The organism is Mediterraneibacter sp. ICN-202921 (assembly GCF_037890075.1).
GTDB lineage: Bacteria > Bacillota > Clostridia > Lachnospirales > Lachnospiraceae > Mediterraneibacter > Mediterraneibacter massiliensis.
Genome location: NZ_JBBKBE010000002.1, coordinates 133642 through 151470 on the forward strand (window position 1 = coordinate 133642; position 17829 = coordinate 151470).

At 42.1% G+C, this 17829-nt stretch carries 18 protein-coding genes; 15 read left to right on the forward strand and 3 right to left on the reverse strand.

Going from position 1 to position 17829, the window contains the following annotated elements:
- Positions 1–9: 9 nt before the first annotated feature.
- The 4 genes from WKT01_RS02635 (at position 10) to WKT01_RS02650 (ending at position 3950) form a co-directional block, all read left to right on the forward strand.
- On the forward strand, positions 10–549 hold the full coding sequence (locus WKT01_RS02635; protein ID WP_117973902.1) for a tetratricopeptide repeat protein: 540 nt from the start codon (positions 10–12) through the stop codon (positions 547–549).
- Between the two features lie 73 nt (positions 550–622).
- Positions 623–1189 carry a class I SAM-dependent methyltransferase gene (locus tag WKT01_RS02640; protein ID WP_059067725.1) on the forward strand — a complete coding sequence of 189 codons (567 nt, stop codon included), beginning with the start codon at positions 623–625 and terminating at the stop codon, positions 1187–1189.
- 102 nt (positions 1190–1291) lie between these two features.
- Entirely contained in the window at positions 1292–2533 is a 1242-nt protein-coding gene (hflX, locus tag WKT01_RS02645; RefSeq protein WP_117973906.1) for a GTPase HflX, read from the forward strand.
- A gap of 40 nt (positions 2534–2573) precedes the next feature.
- Complete coding sequence (locus WKT01_RS02650) at positions 2574–3950, forward strand: MATE family efflux transporter (protein ID WP_340311406.1); 1377 nt, start codon at positions 2574–2576, stop codon at positions 3948–3950.
- A 405-nt stretch (positions 3951–4355) separates the two neighbouring features.
- Here the strand turns inward: WKT01_RS02650 and WKT01_RS02655 are convergent, their stop codons facing one another.
- From WKT01_RS02655 to WKT01_RS02665, 3 genes are all read right to left on the reverse strand, one after another.
- Entirely contained in the window at positions 4356–5270 is a 915-nt protein-coding gene (locus WKT01_RS02655) for an Rpn family recombination-promoting nuclease/putative transposase (protein WP_270395583.1), read from the reverse strand.
- 575 nt (positions 5271–5845) lie between these two features.
- Positions 5846–6298, reverse strand: a complete 453-nt coding sequence (bcp, locus tag WKT01_RS02660) for a thioredoxin-dependent thiol peroxidase (RefSeq protein WP_270395584.1) — start codon at positions 6296–6298, stop codon at positions 5846–5848.
- Between the two features lie 142 nt (positions 6299–6440).
- A complete protein-coding gene (locus WKT01_RS02665) occupies positions 6441–7229 on the reverse strand; it encodes a DeoR/GlpR family DNA-binding transcription regulator (RefSeq protein ID WP_059067734.1) in 789 nt (262 codons plus the stop codon).
- A 190-nt stretch (positions 7230–7419) separates the two neighbouring features.
- On the opposite strand from WKT01_RS02665, the gene WKT01_RS02670 reads away from it, so the two are divergent.
- The 11 genes from WKT01_RS02670 (at position 7420) to WKT01_RS02720 (ending at position 17823) form a co-directional block, all read left to right on the forward strand.
- Positions 7420–8940: an FGGY-family carbohydrate kinase gene (locus tag WKT01_RS02670; RefSeq protein WP_340311407.1), complete on the forward strand. Its 1521-nt coding sequence runs from the start codon at positions 7420–7422 to the stop codon at positions 8938–8940.
- Positions 8915–9955 (forward strand): amidohydrolase family protein, encoded by a 1041-nt coding sequence (locus WKT01_RS02675; RefSeq protein WP_340311408.1) that lies wholly within the window; start codon positions 8915–8917, stop codon positions 9953–9955. Before WKT01_RS02670 ends, WKT01_RS02675 begins: the two co-directional genes overlap by 26 nt.
- 30 nt (positions 9956–9985) lie before the next feature.
- On the forward strand, positions 9986–10480 hold the full coding sequence (locus tag WKT01_RS02680; RefSeq protein WP_059067739.1) for a secondary thiamine-phosphate synthase enzyme YjbQ: 495 nt from the start codon (positions 9986–9988) through the stop codon (positions 10478–10480).
- Between the two features lie 35 nt (positions 10481–10515).
- The gene (locus WKT01_RS02685) at positions 10516–11571 is read left to right on the forward strand and encodes a sugar ABC transporter substrate-binding protein (RefSeq protein ID WP_059067741.1); all 1056 of its coding nucleotides are present in this window, start codon (positions 10516–10518) and stop codon (positions 11569–11571) included.
- Positions 11572–11630: 59 nt separating this feature from the next.
- Positions 11631–13136, forward strand: coding sequence for a sugar ABC transporter ATP-binding protein (locus WKT01_RS02690; protein WP_059067742.1), 1506 nt, complete (start codon positions 11631–11633; stop codon positions 13134–13136).
- Between the two features lie 8 nt (positions 13137–13144).
- Complete coding sequence (locus WKT01_RS02695) at positions 13145–14098, forward strand: ABC transporter permease (protein WP_059067744.1); 954 nt, start codon at positions 13145–13147, stop codon at positions 14096–14098.
- Positions 14099–14111: 13 nt separating this feature from the next.
- The gene (locus WKT01_RS02700) at positions 14112–15086 is read left to right on the forward strand and encodes an ABC transporter permease (RefSeq protein ID WP_340311409.1); all 975 of its coding nucleotides are present in this window, start codon (positions 14112–14114) and stop codon (positions 15084–15086) included.
- 9 nt (positions 15087–15095) lie between these two features.
- Positions 15096–15818: a triose-phosphate isomerase gene (locus tag WKT01_RS02705; RefSeq protein WP_340311410.1), complete on the forward strand. Its 723-nt coding sequence runs from the start codon at positions 15096–15098 to the stop codon at positions 15816–15818.
- 1 nt (position 15819) lies between these two features.
- Positions 15820–16317: a secondary thiamine-phosphate synthase enzyme YjbQ gene (locus WKT01_RS02710; RefSeq protein WP_340311411.1), complete on the forward strand. Its 498-nt coding sequence runs from the start codon at positions 15820–15822 to the stop codon at positions 16315–16317.
- Between the two features lie 163 nt (positions 16318–16480).
- Positions 16481–17443: a beta-ketoacyl-ACP synthase III gene (locus tag WKT01_RS02715; RefSeq protein WP_340311412.1), complete on the forward strand. Its 963-nt coding sequence runs from the start codon at positions 16481–16483 to the stop codon at positions 17441–17443.
- A 155-nt stretch (positions 17444–17598) separates the two neighbouring features.
- Positions 17599–17823: an acyl carrier protein gene (locus tag WKT01_RS02720; RefSeq protein ID WP_340311413.1), complete on the forward strand. Its 225-nt coding sequence runs from the start codon at positions 17599–17601 to the stop codon at positions 17821–17823.
- Positions 17824–17829: the final 6 nt, after the last annotated feature.

Here is a 17829-nt window from a genome sequence, read left to right on the forward strand (position 1 = left end):
GTACAGACTATGAAAATAAAGAAGATTCTGCCGATTCTGTGTGCTGTATGTCTATTGACCGGATGCACAAATGCACTGAAGGACGGTACCAAGCAGATGGAAGAAGGAAATTACGATAAAGCGGCGGCGTGCTTTACAGAAGCAGTGCAAAAGGAAGAAAATGCCGCAGAAGCCTACAGAGGACTGGGCATGGCGCTGTATGAACAAAAAGAGTATAAAGGAGCTCTGGAGGCCTGGGAAAATGCACTTGCTCAGGGCATAAAAGAAAGTCCGCAGATGTATAATCTGATAGGGATCAGTGCCATGCAGACAGAAGATTATGCGGGTGCGTATCAATATTTTGAGACAGGCATCGCGCTTTCTGACGCCAGGGCGGCAGAGGAAACAATAGATGGAGGGCTTCTTAAGGAGATGCGGTATAATGTTATCGTGTGCGCGGAAAAATCTGCGGACTGGGAGACAGCTAAGGAAAAAATAACAGAATACTTAGAACTGTATCCGGATGATGAGAAAGTGATGAGAGAAGCCGCGTTTTTGAAGACAAGATAGAGGTAGGGAGTCCGCTTGCGGACTTCTTTTTATGCATGGAACCCTTTTCCGAGGGGCAAGGGAGGAATGAGAGATGGAACGGAGTTATCAGATCACAGAATATTGTCATCACTTTCTGCAAGAATATATTAAAGAAGGGGACTGCTGCGTGGATGCTACTGCGGGCAATGGGGGAGATACAGAATTTTTGTGCAGATGTGTAGGAGACACAGGAAAAGTCTTCGCATTTGATATTCAAAAGACTGCGCTTCAAAACACAGAAGCACGTCTGAAAAAAGCGGGTTATGCAGAACGCGCGCAGCTTTTTGAGGCAGGACATGAGAATATGTCAAGTTTTGTAAAAGAACAAGCTGCGGCGATCGTGTTTAATTTCGGCTATCTGCCCGGCGGGAATCATAAAATAGCGACACAGCCCCATACAAGTATAGAAGGGATAAAACAGGGGTTAAAGATCCTGAAACAAGGCGGAGTCATGAGCCTGTGTATCTACAGCGGAAAAGATACAGGAAGTGAAGAAAAGGAAGCCATCCTTTCCTTTCTAAAGGAATTAGACGATAAAAAATGGCTGGTTATTGTAAACTCTTATTATAACCGGAAGAACGAGCCGCCGCTGCCGGTTTTTATCATTCGCCTGAAATAATGTCATGCCCATTCGGCCCCCCCGTAATACATGCCTTGCAGGCAGGATTCGCCCGACAAGGTATGTTCACCCGGAGATAAAATATAAGGAGAGACAAAGCGTATGGAAGTATTTGACTTGAAAGAAATCACAGAGAGAGTTATTCTTGTCGGCGTACAGATGAATGACGGAGAGAATGCAGAAGAATCTCTGGATGAACTGGGAGAACTTGCATATACGGCGAAAGCCGAGGTGGCGGGAAGACTCATACAGGTAAGAGAAGGAGTCCATCCGGCTACCTATATCGGCAAGGGAAAATTACTGGAGTTAAAAGAACTTTTGTGGGAGACAGAGGCGACAGGGATCGTCTGTGATGATGAACTGACGAGTGTGCAGTTAAAAAATCTGGAAGAAGAACTGCATTGTAAAGTGATCGACCGGACGCTTTTGATCCTGGATATTTTTGCGGCGCGGGCTGTATCCGGCGAGGGGAAGATACAGGTGGAATTAGCGCAGCTTCGTTACCGCGCTTCACGTCTGTCCGGGCTGGGGCAATCCTTGTCACGTTTGGGAGGCGGGATCGGAACAAGAGGACCTGGAGAAAAGAAATTAGAGACAGATAGAAGACTGATCCGTGAGAGGATCAGCAGATTGAAGCGAGAACTAAAAGAAGTAGAAAAGCATAGAGAGCTGATCCGGCGAGAAAGAAAGGAATCCAGCCTGAAAGTGGCGGCTCTGGTGGGGTATACTTCTGCGGGAAAGAGCAGCATAGAAAATGCTTTGACGAATGCAGGAATCTTGGAAGACGCCATGCTTTTCTCTACACTGGATACAACGACTAGGACTTTATGTCTGCATCATACACAGAAAATCTTATTGACAGATACGGTCGGCTTTATCCGTAAACTGCCGCACCATCTGATAGAGGCATTTAAAAGCACATTGGAGGAAGCGAAATATGCGGATATCATCATCCATGTAGTGGATGCTTCAAATCCACAGATGGACACACAAATGCATGTCGTGTATGATACGCTGCAGACACTGGGAATACAGGGCAAACCAGTGATCACATTATTTAATAAACAGGATAAAGCAGAGGCACAAAAAGGAGTCAGAGATCTGGCGGCGGATTATTCCATTTTATGTTCAGCTAAGAGCGGGCAGGGGATGGAAGAATTAAAAGAAGCTCTGACAGAAATTATCCGCAGGGGACAAATATATATTGAAAGACTCTATCCTTTCACGGAAGCTTGGAAAATCCAGCTTATCAGAAAACATGGAGAACTTTTATCAGAAGAATATAAAGCAGAAGGAATTGCCGTGAATGCATATATCCCAAAAGAACTGTATGGACAGATATAGATAAAGGATATCTGCACTAAGAGCAAGAAGGAAGGAGAAAATGTTGGGGAAACAAAATGAAATGGCGCAGACACAAAATCCGCTTGGAACGGCGCCTATCGGCGGTTTGATCGCTAAATTTGCGATTCCGGCAGTCATCAGTATGCTGGTAAGCGCGTTATACAATATTGTGGATCAGATTTTTATCGGGCAAGGAGTCGGGATGCTTGGAAATGCTGCTACAAATATTGCGTTTCCTGTGACGATCATTTCTACGGCAACAGCCCTGCTTCTTGGTATTGGAAGTGCGTCGAATTATAATCTGGAGATGGGCGCGGGAAGAGAAGAAAAAGCAAGCCGGATAGCGGGGACAGGACTGGTAATGCTTGTTCTGTCAGGCATAGGCATTGCCGTTTTGACAATATTGTTTTTACAGCCGCTTTTACATTTGTTTGGCGGAACTACGGATGTAATGCCCTATGCTGTAGAGTATGTGGGGATAACGGCATTGGGAATTCCTTTTTTCATTCTCACAACCGGAGGAAATCACCTGATAAGAGCAGACAGAAGCCCGACGTATTCTATGGCGTGCATGCTGACAGGCGCTGTCATCAATACAATATTGGATCCGCTTTTTATCTTTGGCTTTGGATGGGGCATACAGGGGGCAGCCTGGGCGACTGTGCTCGGACAAATGGTTTCGGGTCTTCTCGTGATCATATATTTTATGAAATTGCGGAAAATGAATTTAACACGGGAAATGCTAAGACCACATGCCGCATATTTAAAGGTGATCGCTTCTCTGGGCCTTGCCTCCTGCATTAACCAGATCGCAATGGCAGCCGTGCAGATCGCAATGAACAATACACTGCGTTATTATGGAGACCAGTCTATATATGGCAGTGATATTCCAATTGCATGTGTAGGTATTATCAGCAAGGTCAATCAGGTATTTATGGCGATCTGCATTGGGATTTCCCAGGGGTGTCAGCCGATATGGGGGTTTAACTATGGAGCGAAAGAATATGGCAGGGTAAAAAAGACATATCGTTATTCGGTGACTCTATGTACTACGGTAGCAGTTGTCTTTTTCTTATGTTTTCAATTCTTCCCGCATCAGATCGTGGCAGTATTTGGCACGGGCAGTGATCTGTATTTTCAATTTGCGGAACGGTATCTGAAAATCTTTATGCTATTGACATTTGTCAATGGAATCCAGCCTATGTCCTCTGGATTCTTTACCTCCATCGGTAAAGCGAAACTTGGAATCGTGATGTCGCTGACAAGACAGGTTGCTTTTTTATTACCGCTGATTTTGCTGTTCCCACTTTTTTTGGGAATCGACGGAGTCATGTACGCAGGACCCATCGCAGATGCGGCGGCGTTTGCCTTGGCAGTCCTGTTTGCGAGAAGAGAATTAGAAAAAATGGAAATTTAACTGACGAACTGCCTTATAGAGAAAAGGTAAAATTTATATAGAAGGTACGCAAAGAAACACTGTGTCAGAACACAGTGTTTCTTCGCGGTCTCTTCCAATCAGAAGTTTCACTCTACTATCAGAAGGCAGATTCCTCAATTAAATTTCAGAAAAAAAGACGACCTCACGTTGCTACAGACTTCCAAACAGAAGTGTTTTTTGCCTTCTGGCGGAAATGCGCAGCAGCGTGAAGTCGATTTTTTAAACAGAAACATGAACTTAAGCGGCGAAAGTGTATGCATGAAATCTGTGTTTTGCGTGAGCGAGGAATTTAGGCGCAGCCCTGACGAGCGATGTAAAATACAGATTTCATGCGCCCTTTTGCCGTTTGACTTCATATTTCTTTTGTCAGTTAAATTTATATTTTTATTTTTTCATGAATTTCTGGACCGTTTCTATATCTGTTTCCAGCATTTCTGCGATCTCCTCAGCGGAATATCCCTTTCGAATCTTCTTTTCTATCTGCTCCTGCAATTTTTTTAGTTCTCCCTGTGCCAGCCCCTCCTTTAATCCGGAAGCGTGACCTTGAGAAATTCCTTCCTTTAATCCGGAAGCGTGGCCTTCTTTCAGTCCGGCGGCACGCCCTTCCTCGCGCGCTTCATTCTGGTCCATGATCTTTTCTTCCCAAGCCTGCATATACCTCACTCCGATCTTTTCACTGGATTTGATTGCCCGGATGCGTTTCTGGATCTTATGGATCCGCTCGCTGGCGCAGGTTCTGCTTACTTCCTCTGTGGTGTGCTCCATATATTTGAGGAGTTCCACCAGCTCTTCCTGCACACCGTCTGTATTCTTTCCGTGTGTGTTCAGGAAGATACGGACAGCGTCGTCTCCCAGAGAGAGTTCCGGCACTTCTTCACACTGCATGCGAAAGGTATAGCGGTACAATTCGTATCCGAACAGGTCAAAGGGACAGATCAGGATGATATACACGGGATTTAATTTCTGGAAGCCTACCTCTCCCGGCGTTAAGAGATTGGAGTCGATCAATGCCTGGTAGAAGCGGCTCCGTTTTGGCAGGTTTCCCGTATTGTTCTGTTGGACTTCTGTGTTATAGACCGTGTCCTGCTCATCCATTGCCCATACATCCAGCCGTACATAGCGGTTTAAGGGATGGGTGCGCTGCTCCTTCTCCGTCTGGGGAAGCAGTTTTAATACGACTTCTTTCCCTAAGATGATCTCCAGTATATCCCGCATGGTATCCGGGTCGTCCGCTGCCTGCGCGAATAAAAAACGATCCAATAGGTTCAAATCCTGCAATGGTTTTTGCTTTTGTTCCATATGTACTTTTCTCCTTTCATTATAGGGAAAAGTCTGAAGCTTTACAACACTTTTCCCTCAATTGCCTGTGACGTAAATTTTTACTTCAGCGACATACATTTTCCTGTATCTGTGTGTGGCATGACACTGAAAAAATTTCTCCGGCACAGGTATGTAATCTTGTTTCCTTGGGGAAATGTTTGCGAATATCTCGGATAAAGATCCGGATATACCGACGATCCGGTAACCGGATAAAACAGAATGATCTGTACAGAGCAGATCATCAGACTGTGTTTTAGAAAAAAACACAAAACTCCTTTTTCTAGATGCGCATCTAAAAAGATAGTTTTACCTTAACACAATAAAAGATAAACTACAACAAAAATACTACCAATTTTTTGATAGTTTTTATAGCAAGAAGTTTATAGCAAGAAGTTTATAGGCAGATGCTGTCTATATTCGTATAATTTTTGCTCTTTATAATGGCAGTACAGGCAAGTGTAATGAATCAGAGCAGTACGCCGGTCATTGAAGAAGCGATATGGAGAAGAAAGAGGTGCATGATGTTTACATTTCGCAGACATCATGCACCTGTTTTATAATTCTTCAAGCATTTGTTTCGGATTTTCTGTGGGTTTTACTTTGAAGAACGTTTTTTGGATCACCCCGTTTTCATCAATGAAATAAGTGCTCCTGACAACTCCCATCATAGTCTTGCCGTACATCTTCTTTTCATGCCACACATCATATGCCTGGATCGCTTTTAATTCAGGATCTGCAAGAAGTATGAACGGCAGATTATACTTTTCTGCAAATTTTTTGTGAGAAGCCGAAGAGTCCTTGCTGATGCCGATGATGACAGCATCTTTTTCTATAAACTGCGGATAAAGTTCGCCAAAAGCGCAGGCTTGCTTTGTGCAGCCGGGCGTGTTGTCTTTTGGGTAAAAATAGAGAATCACTTTTTTTCCTCTAAAGTCTGAGAGAGAACGTTCCTCTCCGTTTTGGTCGCTGAGTGTAAAATCCGGTGCCTGTGTTCCAATTTCTAACATATTTTCATCCTCCTAAAAATACTCCAGTCAATAAGAGTTCTATACATAAAAAAGTATAACACAGATCAGGGGACAATATGTTCTTAATTTTTCACGACAGAATACCAGAAAATAGAAGCGGAGTTATAAAAAGCCAGGCAGTTTATACAATAACGATAGACTGACCGATGTGCTTGGCGTTGGTATATATTTCCGATGGAATATTTTTATCTGTAATGATAGTATAATCAGAAACTAATTCCTCATAATTGACAAATGTTTTTTGGGAAAATTTGCTGGAATCTACCAGAAGATATACGTGGTTTGAATGTTTGATGGCAAGATGGTCGATACGGGCTGTATCAATATCCCATGCCATAAGTCCGTCCCTGATATCGATGGCGTCCAGACCAATAAATGCTTTGCTGAAGCGTGCGTTTGCAATGGCTTTTTCCCCTACGATCCCAGCTGTATCACGCCTGGCAGGTCGATATTCTCCTCCGGTCAGGATTACATTGGATGCAGAAGAAAGGATTTCCGCATTTGCAATGGAATTGGTCATGATCTCTAATTGAGGATAGGGAGTTTCAGCCAGTAATGCAGAGAGCTTACAAGCTAGTTGATATACAGTAGTCCCTCCGGAGAGAAATAAAGTATCTCCGGGAACGATCAGAGAAGATGCATATGCGGCGATCGCCTGTTTTTCTTCAATATATTGCTGCGCCAGGGAATCGAAAGAATATGTAAGTAAGCTTTCTGTATATTGTTCGGGCAGATATTGAATACCTCCTAACGTACGGATTCCCTTCCCCTCATGCTCAAGCTCTGTGCACATTCTGCGGGCAGTAGATTCGGAGACATGAAATAAAGTTTCAATATCGCTTATTTTAAGGGTCTTTTTAGACCGGAGCTCCTGAAGCATCTCCTCCAGCCTTTTTTCTTTTTTTCCCATGGACTAAGAACCTCCGTATATAAAAATGGTGAATATTGTTTGTATTTGACTGTATTATAGCATAAAGAATGTAAATGTCAATAAAATGAAAGAAAAAATGAAAATATGGGATTAAAAATGAAAGAAAAAATCAAAAAATGATTGACAAAATCAAAAATGGTGATTATGATAGAGAAAAGGAGGAGATGAAATGAAATATTTAGTCGGTATTGATGTGGGAACGACAGGAACAAAGTCGCTGCTTTTTGATGAGTCGGGAAATATAATATCGAGCGCTTATAAAGGATATGAGCTCCTAAGTACAAAGGCCGGATATGCGGAACAAGATCCGAAAGACTGGTATGACGCAGTCATCTATACGGTGCGGGAGTGTGCGCGGGCAGTGCCAAAAGAAAAGATACGGGCGATCAGTATTTCCGCGCAGGGAGGAACGACAGTGGCTGTGGACAATGTGGGAACACCTGTCAGAAATGCGATCAGCTGGTTGGACCGTCGGGCATACAAAGAGGCGCAGGCCTTATGTGAAAAGAAAGATAAGGAATACTATTACCTGCATACAGGATGGCGTTTAAATGACGGCTACAATCTGGCGCAGATCAAATGGATGGAAGCGCATGAACCGAAAAAATTCAGTAAAACGGATAAATTTTTATCTCCTTTGTCATATTTAAATTTGCGTTTTACGGGAAAAGCAGTGACAGATTATACCAATGAAGGCATTACAAATCTTGAGAATATACATACATGGTCATGGGATCAGACAGTATATGAAAAATTGGGGCTTACGGATGAACGGCTGCCGGAAATTCTTCCTGCCGGTACCATGCTGGGGACATTGAAAAAAGAAGCAGCAGAAACAATGGACCTTTCAGAAAAAACACTGGTGATTAATGGGGGCTATGACCAATATTGTGCGGCATTGGGATTAGGCGCTGTGGAAAAAGGAGATCTTATGCTGTCGACCGGAACAGCCTGGGTGTTGATGGCGATCACAGATACACTGCGTTTCGACGTGAAAAGTTATATTTCACCGTGCAGGCATATCGTACCAGACAGATATGGCGCAATGGCCTCTCTGGAAACAGGCGGCGTAAGTTTAGACTGGTTTAAAAATAAGGTGGCGTCAGATCATGAACATGCAGAAAGCTATGAAAGATTAAACGAGGAAATAGAAAAAATAGGACCGGGAGCAGACGGCGTTTTATTTTATCCCCATTTTGCGGGAGCTACCTGTCCCCATTGGTCTAAAAACAGCAAGGGAGCTTTCCTGGGTCTGACACTTTATCATGGCAGATACCATATGGCCAGAGCGGTCATGGAAGGTGTAGCTTATGAAATGTACGCTATCATACATGCCTATAAACAGGCAGGCATAGAAGTGAAAACGATTCGGTTGGCAGGAGGCGCTGCCAAAAGCTCGGTCTGGACGCAGATGATCGCAGACATCACGCAGGTACCTGTGATCGTGTATGAAAATGCAGATGCTGCCGCCAGGGGCGCCGGAATTATTGCCGCAGTAGGCGCAGGAATATATGCAGACTTTAGACAGGCAGCAGAGACATTTCAGACGAAGCATAGAGAAATCTTACCGAATATAGAAAAAAGGGAAGTCTACAGAAAGAATTATATCCGTTATCAGCAGGGCTTTCAGGAATTGAAACATTTCTATGATAAGGAGGAGAACGATGAAACCAAGATGTCCGAAGCTTGAGTATACGCGACAGGATAAAGAGTTTTATGATTTCCATCTGAAGGAAAGAATGCCGGAAGAAATTTTTGACTTTCATATCCATGTAAATCTTCCGGAACATATACCGGATATGACTGAGGAAAGAGTCCATTCCGACTGGGCATTTGAGAGTGGATTGATCTTGCCTTGCGAGACGGCGAAACAATACGGACATCAGTTGTTTCCTGATACCGTCTACTGTATGGCAGGCTTTCCGTGGCCCATTCAAGAGGCAGATTTAGAAGCAGGAAACAGATACTTAAAAGCAGAGAAAGAGAAGGGGAATATGCATCCCTTTATGGCGGTGGCTCCCTGGCATAAAGAAAGTTACATAGAAGAAGAACTTCCGTTTTTTAACGGATTTAAACCATATCCGGATCTGGTTTCTACTGTAAAAGGGGCAGATATTAGTATTTTTACTTTCATGCCGCACTGGCAGCTGGAGATCTTAAACCGGCATAAAAAGACGGTGGTGCTGCATCTGCCGCGTAAAGGACGGATCGCAGATCCTGACAATATAAGAGAATTGTTGGAAATGCGGCAGAAATACCCAGATATCCAGATCGTCATCGCGCATTTTGGCCGTTCTTTTACGCCTTGTTATCTGGAACAGGCATTAGAAGAAATGAAGGAAGATAAGGCTGGGTTTTACTGGGATACAGCAGCTGTCTTAAATCCGCAAGTCTATAGTCTTGCTTTTAAAGAACTGCCGGAGGATCGGATCTTATATGGAACAGATGCGCCGATCATGCTCTGGCACGGAAAGAGAAGATGGACCTATGATAAGTATATCAATCTTGTCAGAGAAGAATTCTCCTGGAATACACACGAGGAGGGAAAAGAGGCAGAGAGTCACTATACATTATTTATTTATGAACAGATGCGCAGCATTTTAGACAACATCGAGGAGCTGGAGATGGGGGAAACCTTTAAAAGAAAGCTGTTCAGTGAAAATGCAAAGCGTTTGTTGTCTGTAGACAACCTTATAGAAGATTGACAGACAAAAAGAAGAGAAAGGAGGAGAAGCATGGTAAAAAATTTGACATTCCAAATTCAGTCAGACAAAAGACCTACATTTCATGATGTGACAGAAGAGGTGGCAGAGCAGATACAAGAATCGGGAATAAAAAATGGGATGGTTCTTGTATTTTCACAGCACACGACATGCAGTGTCATGATACAGGAACAATCGGATGATGTGGATTATTATGGGACGCAGTTTATTTTACAGGATTTAGTGAACGTACTAAATAAAATCGTTCCTACTTGTACTTCCCAGGGCCAGTATATGCATCCGGGACCGAAGCACATCGAAATCGCGCAGCGTGAACGTGCTGAGGAGGCATTCTGGAGCCTGAATACAGATGCACATTTACGTTCGATCATCATGGGACGTTCAGAAACGATTCCATTGGTAGACGGTAAATTGGTGCTCGGAGAATTTGGACGGATTTATTTTGCCGATTTTGATCAAGTAAGAGCGCGGCAGCGTACGGTAAATGTACAGATCGTAGGAGAGTAAATGCAAATGAAAGAGTTGTTTAAGGAGGAAAGCAGATGAAAAAGAAGGTAGTGGCAATTTTAACGACAGTTTGTATGGCAGCCGGTCTTTTGATTGGATGTGGAGGAAATGCCGGACAGAGTGAACAATCGCAGGGGTCTGAAACAAAGGCAGATACTTCTGAGCAGAAGAGTTACTATTATGTAGGTATCAATCACAATCATCCTTATTGGTATGATGTTCATCAAGGTTTTGAATTCGCTGCAGAACAGTTTGGATGTAAGGTGACAAAAGTAGGACCGGATGATTTTGATTTTACAGCACAGGCAGAAGCGTTAGAACAGGCAATTACAAAAAAACCAGATGGAATCATAGTTCCTATTTTTGATGCGTCTATATTGCCGGGGATTAAAAAAGCAAAAGAGGCAGGAATTCCGGTAGTGGCAATTGAATCTACAATGGAGGGCGCAGAGGTAGATACATATATCGGTTTGGATAATGAAGATGCCGGAAGACAGACGGCAGCGAAATTGATTGAGGAGGCAGGAGAAAAAGGAAAAGTTGTCGTTATGGGAAATTATACGGCGGCGAATACACAGCAAAAACTTGCTGGTTTTAAGAGCTATCTGGAAGAAAATTCATCATGGGAAATACTGGCGGAATTAGATGATAATGTAGATACAAGTACGGCCCTTGAAACAGCAAAGACGGCTTTTAATAATTATAAAGATATGACGGCGATCGTCGGACTGGATTCCAGTTCCGGAGCAGGTGTGGCAGGAGCAATGGAGGAACTGAACTTAGAACCAGGAAGTATCACAGTTGTTGTGCATGACAGAGAAGTGGCTACACTCGAAAATGTAAAAGCAGGATATATTAACTGTACATTGGTAAATAAGACAGCATCCATGCCGTATGAAGCATTAGCTGTTTTGGAACAGATTACAAAGTATAATGCACAAAATATTCCTATATCGGCGGATAATGCGGGATCTGATGTAAATACACTTCCTTCTAATATGTATACGGGAGTTGTATTTGTAACTAAGGATAATGTAGATAACTTCTTGGTAGAAAATATGACAGAACTGAATTCGGATCTTTATGAATAAGACGACCTGTATGGAGCGGAGCCGAAGGGAACCGCTCCATTTAAAAAGGAGGAGATATTTTGGAAAAACAAATATTAAAGTTACAGCATATTTCAAAAAGATTTGGAGCGGTTCAGGCCTTAAAGGATGTGACTTTCTCAGTAAAACAAGGAGAGATCCATACATTGCTTGGAGAAAACGGAGCAGGTAAATCTACAATTATTAAAATGCTGTCAGGGGAATACCAGCCGGATGAAGGAAAAATTGTAATAGATGGAAAAGCAATGGAATCTCTTGATGCAAATGAATCAAGACGATTGGGAATTTCTGTTGTACATCAAGAATTGACGATTTTTGACAATATGACAGTGTATGAGAACATTTTTCCTTATTCTACTTTCCAGGGAAAAAAGGTAAGAGTTATCCAAAAAAAAGAAGCAATCCGCAGAACCAAAGAATTAATGAGCAGATTTGGACTTTCTATTGATCCAATGGTGAAAATGAATACATTACGTCTGTCAAGCCAACAGATGGTAGAGATACTTAGGGCGTTGTCGGAAAATGCAAAGATCGTTTTGTTGGACGAACCGACTTCTGGGCTGAATACTCAGGAAACAGACGTATTAATGAAGATATTAAGAAAACTAAGAGATGAAGGAGTCACAATTATCTATATTTCCCACAGGATTTCAGAAATTATGCAGATTAGTGACCGAATTTCTATTATGAGAGATGGTACCTATGTAGACACAGTTGACAATGATGGAAATCTTACAGAAAATCTTCTGATTAGTAAAATGGTTGGGAGAGATTTCAGTGCAGATATATATAGAAAAAAAGTTTCGGAATTGCCGGATACGGCAGAGGTGATTTACGAAGTAAAAAATTTTACTGCCGATAAAATGGTTAAAGACGTTTCTTTTTCTGTAAGAAAAGGGGAGATTTTCGGGGTATTCGGATTGGAAGGATCGGGAAATGGAGAACTGTCACAGATGCTGTTTGGATTACATACGAAGAAAGCAGGAGAAATATATTTCCATGGAAAAAAAGTGAAAGATCTTTCTCCTACTAATTTGATACAGCAGGGCATGATTTATCTGAATAACAACAGAAAAGATGCAGGACTATTTTTTGATATGTCCATTGCTGATAATATAGCAGCGCCTGTTTTGGACAAGCTTTGTCCGAACCATATACTAGACACAAAGAAGATTTCAGAGTATACAGAAAAATTTGTACAATCATTTCATATAGTACTAGGAAGTGTGAAAAATAAACCTGGAAGTTTGTCGGGTGGAAATCAACAAAAGGTTATGCTTTCCATTTGCCTGGGCACAGATCCGGAATTGATTATTGTAAATGAACCTACGAGAGGAATAGATATCAATGCCAAAATGGAAATTCTGAAATTTTTGGAAGAATTATCGAAAGAAGGCGTGACGATTATTTGTTTTAGTTCCGATTTGCCTGAATTGATTACGTTATCTGACAGGATTTTAGTTATGAGTAATAGTAAAGTATCTGGAATTTTACAAGCAGGTGAGATTGATGAAGAAAGCGTTATGAAATTGGCGGCGCTTGGATAGGAGGATATATGGAAAAACAAAGACCAGTAAAAAGGATACAATGGGGAGAAAGTTCCATTATTCTTCTGAACGTATTTTTATTTTTACTGCTTACTATAGGAACAGACACATTCTTTTCATATAACAACTTGTATTCTTTGATTTATGGAGTTTCTATTCAATTCTTTGCAATCATAGGTTTTACACTTCTTTTGATCATGGGAGAATTGGATTTAAGTGTAGGAGCGGTTTATGGCTTTTCCGGAACAATCGTAGGAGCTTTGATGCGTTTTTTTAATGTGAATTTTTATGTGTCTGTTATCTGTGCTGTTGTAGTTTGTGGTCTGATCGGATGGCTGGTAGGAGTATTAACGACAAAACTTCGTTTGAATTCTATGATGGTGACATTAGCTGCAATGACAATTGTGCAAGGTCTGAATTCTGTTTTGTTTAATAAAATGCCTGCTTCTATTTATGCATCTGTATACAGGAAATTTTCAAAATATGAAATAGGCGGTATTTATTGGACGATTCTTTTCATGATTGTGTTGATTATTATTCTTGAAATATTGTTGAAAAAGACGACAACATTAAAACAATTGTACTATATCGGATATAATGCTCAAACTGCCAGACTTTATGGATGCAAAGTAGAAAAAATCAAGAGAATTTGCTTTTCTATTTCTGCGATGACAGCAGCGTTAGGCGGTATTGTTGCAACATCTAGAATTACCCATTCAGATATTAATACAGGTGCAGGAATGGAATTTACCATGATCACAGCTTGTGTGATTGGAGGATGCAGCATGGCCGGTGGAAGAGGAGGGATTCTAAAAGCTGGTTTGGGGCTTTTTTTCCTGGAAATGCTGTCTAATGGTATGGTGATATTCAAAATTGATCCGTATATGCAGCAGGTAGCTACAGGAGCTATTTTAGTTCTGGCAGTGCTGCTTGACGTACAGATAAATCGAAAAAAAGGATAGGGGGAAATGACAAATGAAAAAATGGTATGCTAACTTTCGAAGACAGGATAGTTTTTTCGGAATTGTTATTACGACAATTGTAGTATTGATATTGGCAGTTTCCAGTCCCTATTTCTTTACAATCAGTAATTTAGACAGCCTTCAAACATCTATTGCGCCAAATGCGATTTTGGCGATTGGTATGATGATGTTGATGATCATGGGGAAATTTGATCTTTCAGTTGGATCCTCTATGTGTCTATCAGGAATTGCCTGCGCATATTGCTTAAGCAGGGGGATGGGGATTACAATCAGTGTTTTAGCTGGGCTTGGTGTTGGACTTGTGATTGGAAGTATAAATGGTCTTTTAGTAGCGTATGGAAATATTGAACCTTTGATTGCTACAATAGGAACAATGTATGTATTTAGAGGAATGTCGGAAATGATCATGACAGGCAGTGTGGCAACAACGCTGCGAGGTTTTCCGGAAGCGTTTGTAAAGTTTGGAAATGGGAAAATTTTAGGACTTTATCCTATGGTATGGATCTGCATTATACTTTTAGCACTTTTTGGATTTATTTTAAAGAAAACTTATACAGGAAAAAAGAATTATTATATCGGCTGCAGTGAATTTAATGCTAAGTTGATGGGGATTCATGTAAAATGGCATTTGATGTGGACATACATTTTAAGTGGATGCTTGGCTTCCATTGCAGGAATTATGTCTGTAGCCAGATATGAAACGGCAAGCAGGTATTTGGGAAAAGATATTCAGATGAATATAATGATAGCTTGTATCATAGGAGGCAGTTCTCTGTTAGGTGGAAAAGGCGATATGGTTGGAGCACTTTTTGGGACACTGTTTATCTCGTTGCTGTCAAATGGGTTCAATTTATTTGAAATCAATCCGCAATGGCAGAATGTAACTATCGGCAGTATTCTTATGCTGGTAGTAGCTATGGATGGATATGTATATTTGAAGCGTTTAAGACAGCAAGGAAAGGCATAGGGGAGAAAAATGAAAGAGAGAATCAAGGCTCCATTTTTTGAAATAGGGATTAAAAATTATTTATACGGAGATGATGTGCTTTCTCTTGCCTGTGCTGCAGATAAAGCAGCGCAAGAATATGATGTTGACGTGTTGTTTATTACTCCATATACAGAAATACGGCGAGTAGCAGAGCATACGAAAAGACTGATCGTATTAGCACCGTACATGGATCTATTAAAACCAGGACGCGGTATGGCAGATGTTTTGCCAGAAGCCTTAGTGGCAGCAGGGGCTAAGGGAGTCGTATTAAATCATTGTGAGCGTCCAATGACTCTTAGTAAGATCCGTCAGGGAATTGAACGGGCGAGACAGCTGGAGCTGTTGTCTTTTGTTTGTGCAGATACTATTGAAGAAGTAAAAGCAGTAGCACAGCTCTGTCCAGATATCATCAATCCGGAACAGACGGAATTAATTGGGACTGGGAAGACCAGCGGAATGGGATATGTCGAGAAATCTATGCAGGCAGTAAAAAATATAAATAGTTCAATTCTAGTAGAACAGGCTGCCAGTATTTCTAGTCCGGAACAAATTTATCAATTGATTTTAACAGGAGCAGAAGGAGTAGGGGTAGCTTCTGGAATCTGTACTGCAAAAGAGCCTAATATATTGGCAATGAAAATGATAGAGGCTGTCCGTCGGGCAGAAGATACTATGAAAAGCAAAGGTAAAGAAAGAATTATGGAGGGATAAGATGAAAATACATAGAGAAACACTGGAACTTGATGCAAAGAGATCTCGTCCTGGTTTTCATCAGATTACGGAACAGGTAAAAGAAATAGCAGACCGTGCACAAGTAAAAAACGGCATCTGCGTCGTGTATTCGCATCACACGACTTGTTCTGTCGTAACACAGGAATGTTCCTTTGACACAACATACACCGGCTTAGAATATCTGCAGCAAGATTTGTGCGATGTCTTTGAAGAGATTATTCCGACCTGCAGAAAAGAGGGGCAATACATGCATCCAGGCCCAAAGCTTACAGAATTTTCCAAGGAGCATGGGGAAGATAAACCAGAGACATTGAACACAGACGGACATTTACGTTCCATGTTCATGGGAAGAAGTGAGACGATCATCATAATAGACGGGAAATTGGACTTAGGAGATTTTGGACATATTTATTTTATCGATTTTGACCAGACAAGAGGGCGTAAAAGACAGGTACAGGTGCAAGTCATGGGAGAATAAAATCAGCAGATAAAGGCGTTCCGCAGCAAAGGAACGCTTTTGTCTTGCAAAAAAACTGTATTGGAGTTTTTCTTGACTTTTCTTTTTTTTGTGATATACTTTGAAAGTCAAAGTATTTTAGAGTCGAAGTATTAATAGAGAAGAAGGATAGGGAGAAAGAGACATGATCGGAAAAATATACGGAACAGGTTCCAGCCTGCCCAAGCGTATAGTAAGCAACCATGATCTGGCGAAGATCGTAGATACGAATGACGCCTGGATCCGGGAAAGGACCGGGGTGGCGAGACGACGGATCATCCAGGAAGAGACGACGGTTTCCATGGCAACAGAAGCGGCCAAAAAAGCGTTGGAGAAAAGTGGGATACTGCCGGAAGAAATCGATCTGATCCTAGTATCTACGATCTCTTCAGAAGTGATCCTGCCCTGCACCGCATGTGAAGTACAAAAGTATATCAAAGCAGTCAATGCGGCAGCTTTTGATCTGAATGCAGCCTGCGCAGGCTTTCTTTTTGGCTATACGACAGCACAGGCATATATAGCGGCAGGCCTGGCAAAGACGGTGCTGGTGGTCGGCGCAGAGAGCCTGTCGAACCTGGTGGACTGGAAAGACAGAAGTACCTGTATCTTGTTTGGCGACGGAGCTGGCGCTGTAGTGCTGAAAGCGGAAAGAGGAAAGATCTTTCCAAGTGTGAGCCACTCCGACGGGAAGAAAGGAGAGGCGCTGACATGCTTGAGCAGACACAGAAAGGGCGCTCCTAGAAAAACGCGGGATCTGCAGGCGTATATCCAGATGGATGGACAGGCAGTTTTTAAATTTGCAGTAAAAAAAGTACCAAAAGCCGTGAAGGAGCTGCTGGAAAAAGCAGAGCTGACAACAGAGGATATTACATATTTTATCCTCCATCAGGCTAACAGACGTATTGTAGAAGCAGTGGCAAAGCGACTAAGGGCAGACATAGCGAAATTTCCAATGAATCTGGAAGAATACGGCAATACCTCCTCGGCAAGCATCCCTATTCTTTTGGATGAACTGAACCAGGCAGGGAAGCTGAAAAAAGGGCAAAAAATCGTGCTTGCCGGGTTTGGGGCAGGGCTTTCCTGGGGAGCGGCTCTTCTGGAATGGTAAAAGGTAATTCCCGGCAGCGCCGGATTACATAGTTATACTGCCGGCAGCGTATGGCCACAGCGCCGATATGCAGACGGCAGATACAGGTTGCAAAACAAATGCGAAAACAGGAATTTTGCAAAAGAAATAAGAGAACAAGAAAGGAAATGAAAAACATGGTAGAGAAAATTAAAAAAATCGTAGCAGAATCTTTAGGTGCAGAGGCAGAAACAATTACAGAGGCAACCTCTTTCAAGGAGGATCTGGGAGCAGATTCTCTGGACTTATTTGAAATGGTCATGGCCTTTGAAGAAGAATTTGAGGTGGAGATCCCTTCCGAAGATCTGGAGAAAATGGCTACGGTAGGAGATGTGGTAAAGTATCTGGAAGAGCAGAAATAAAGACAG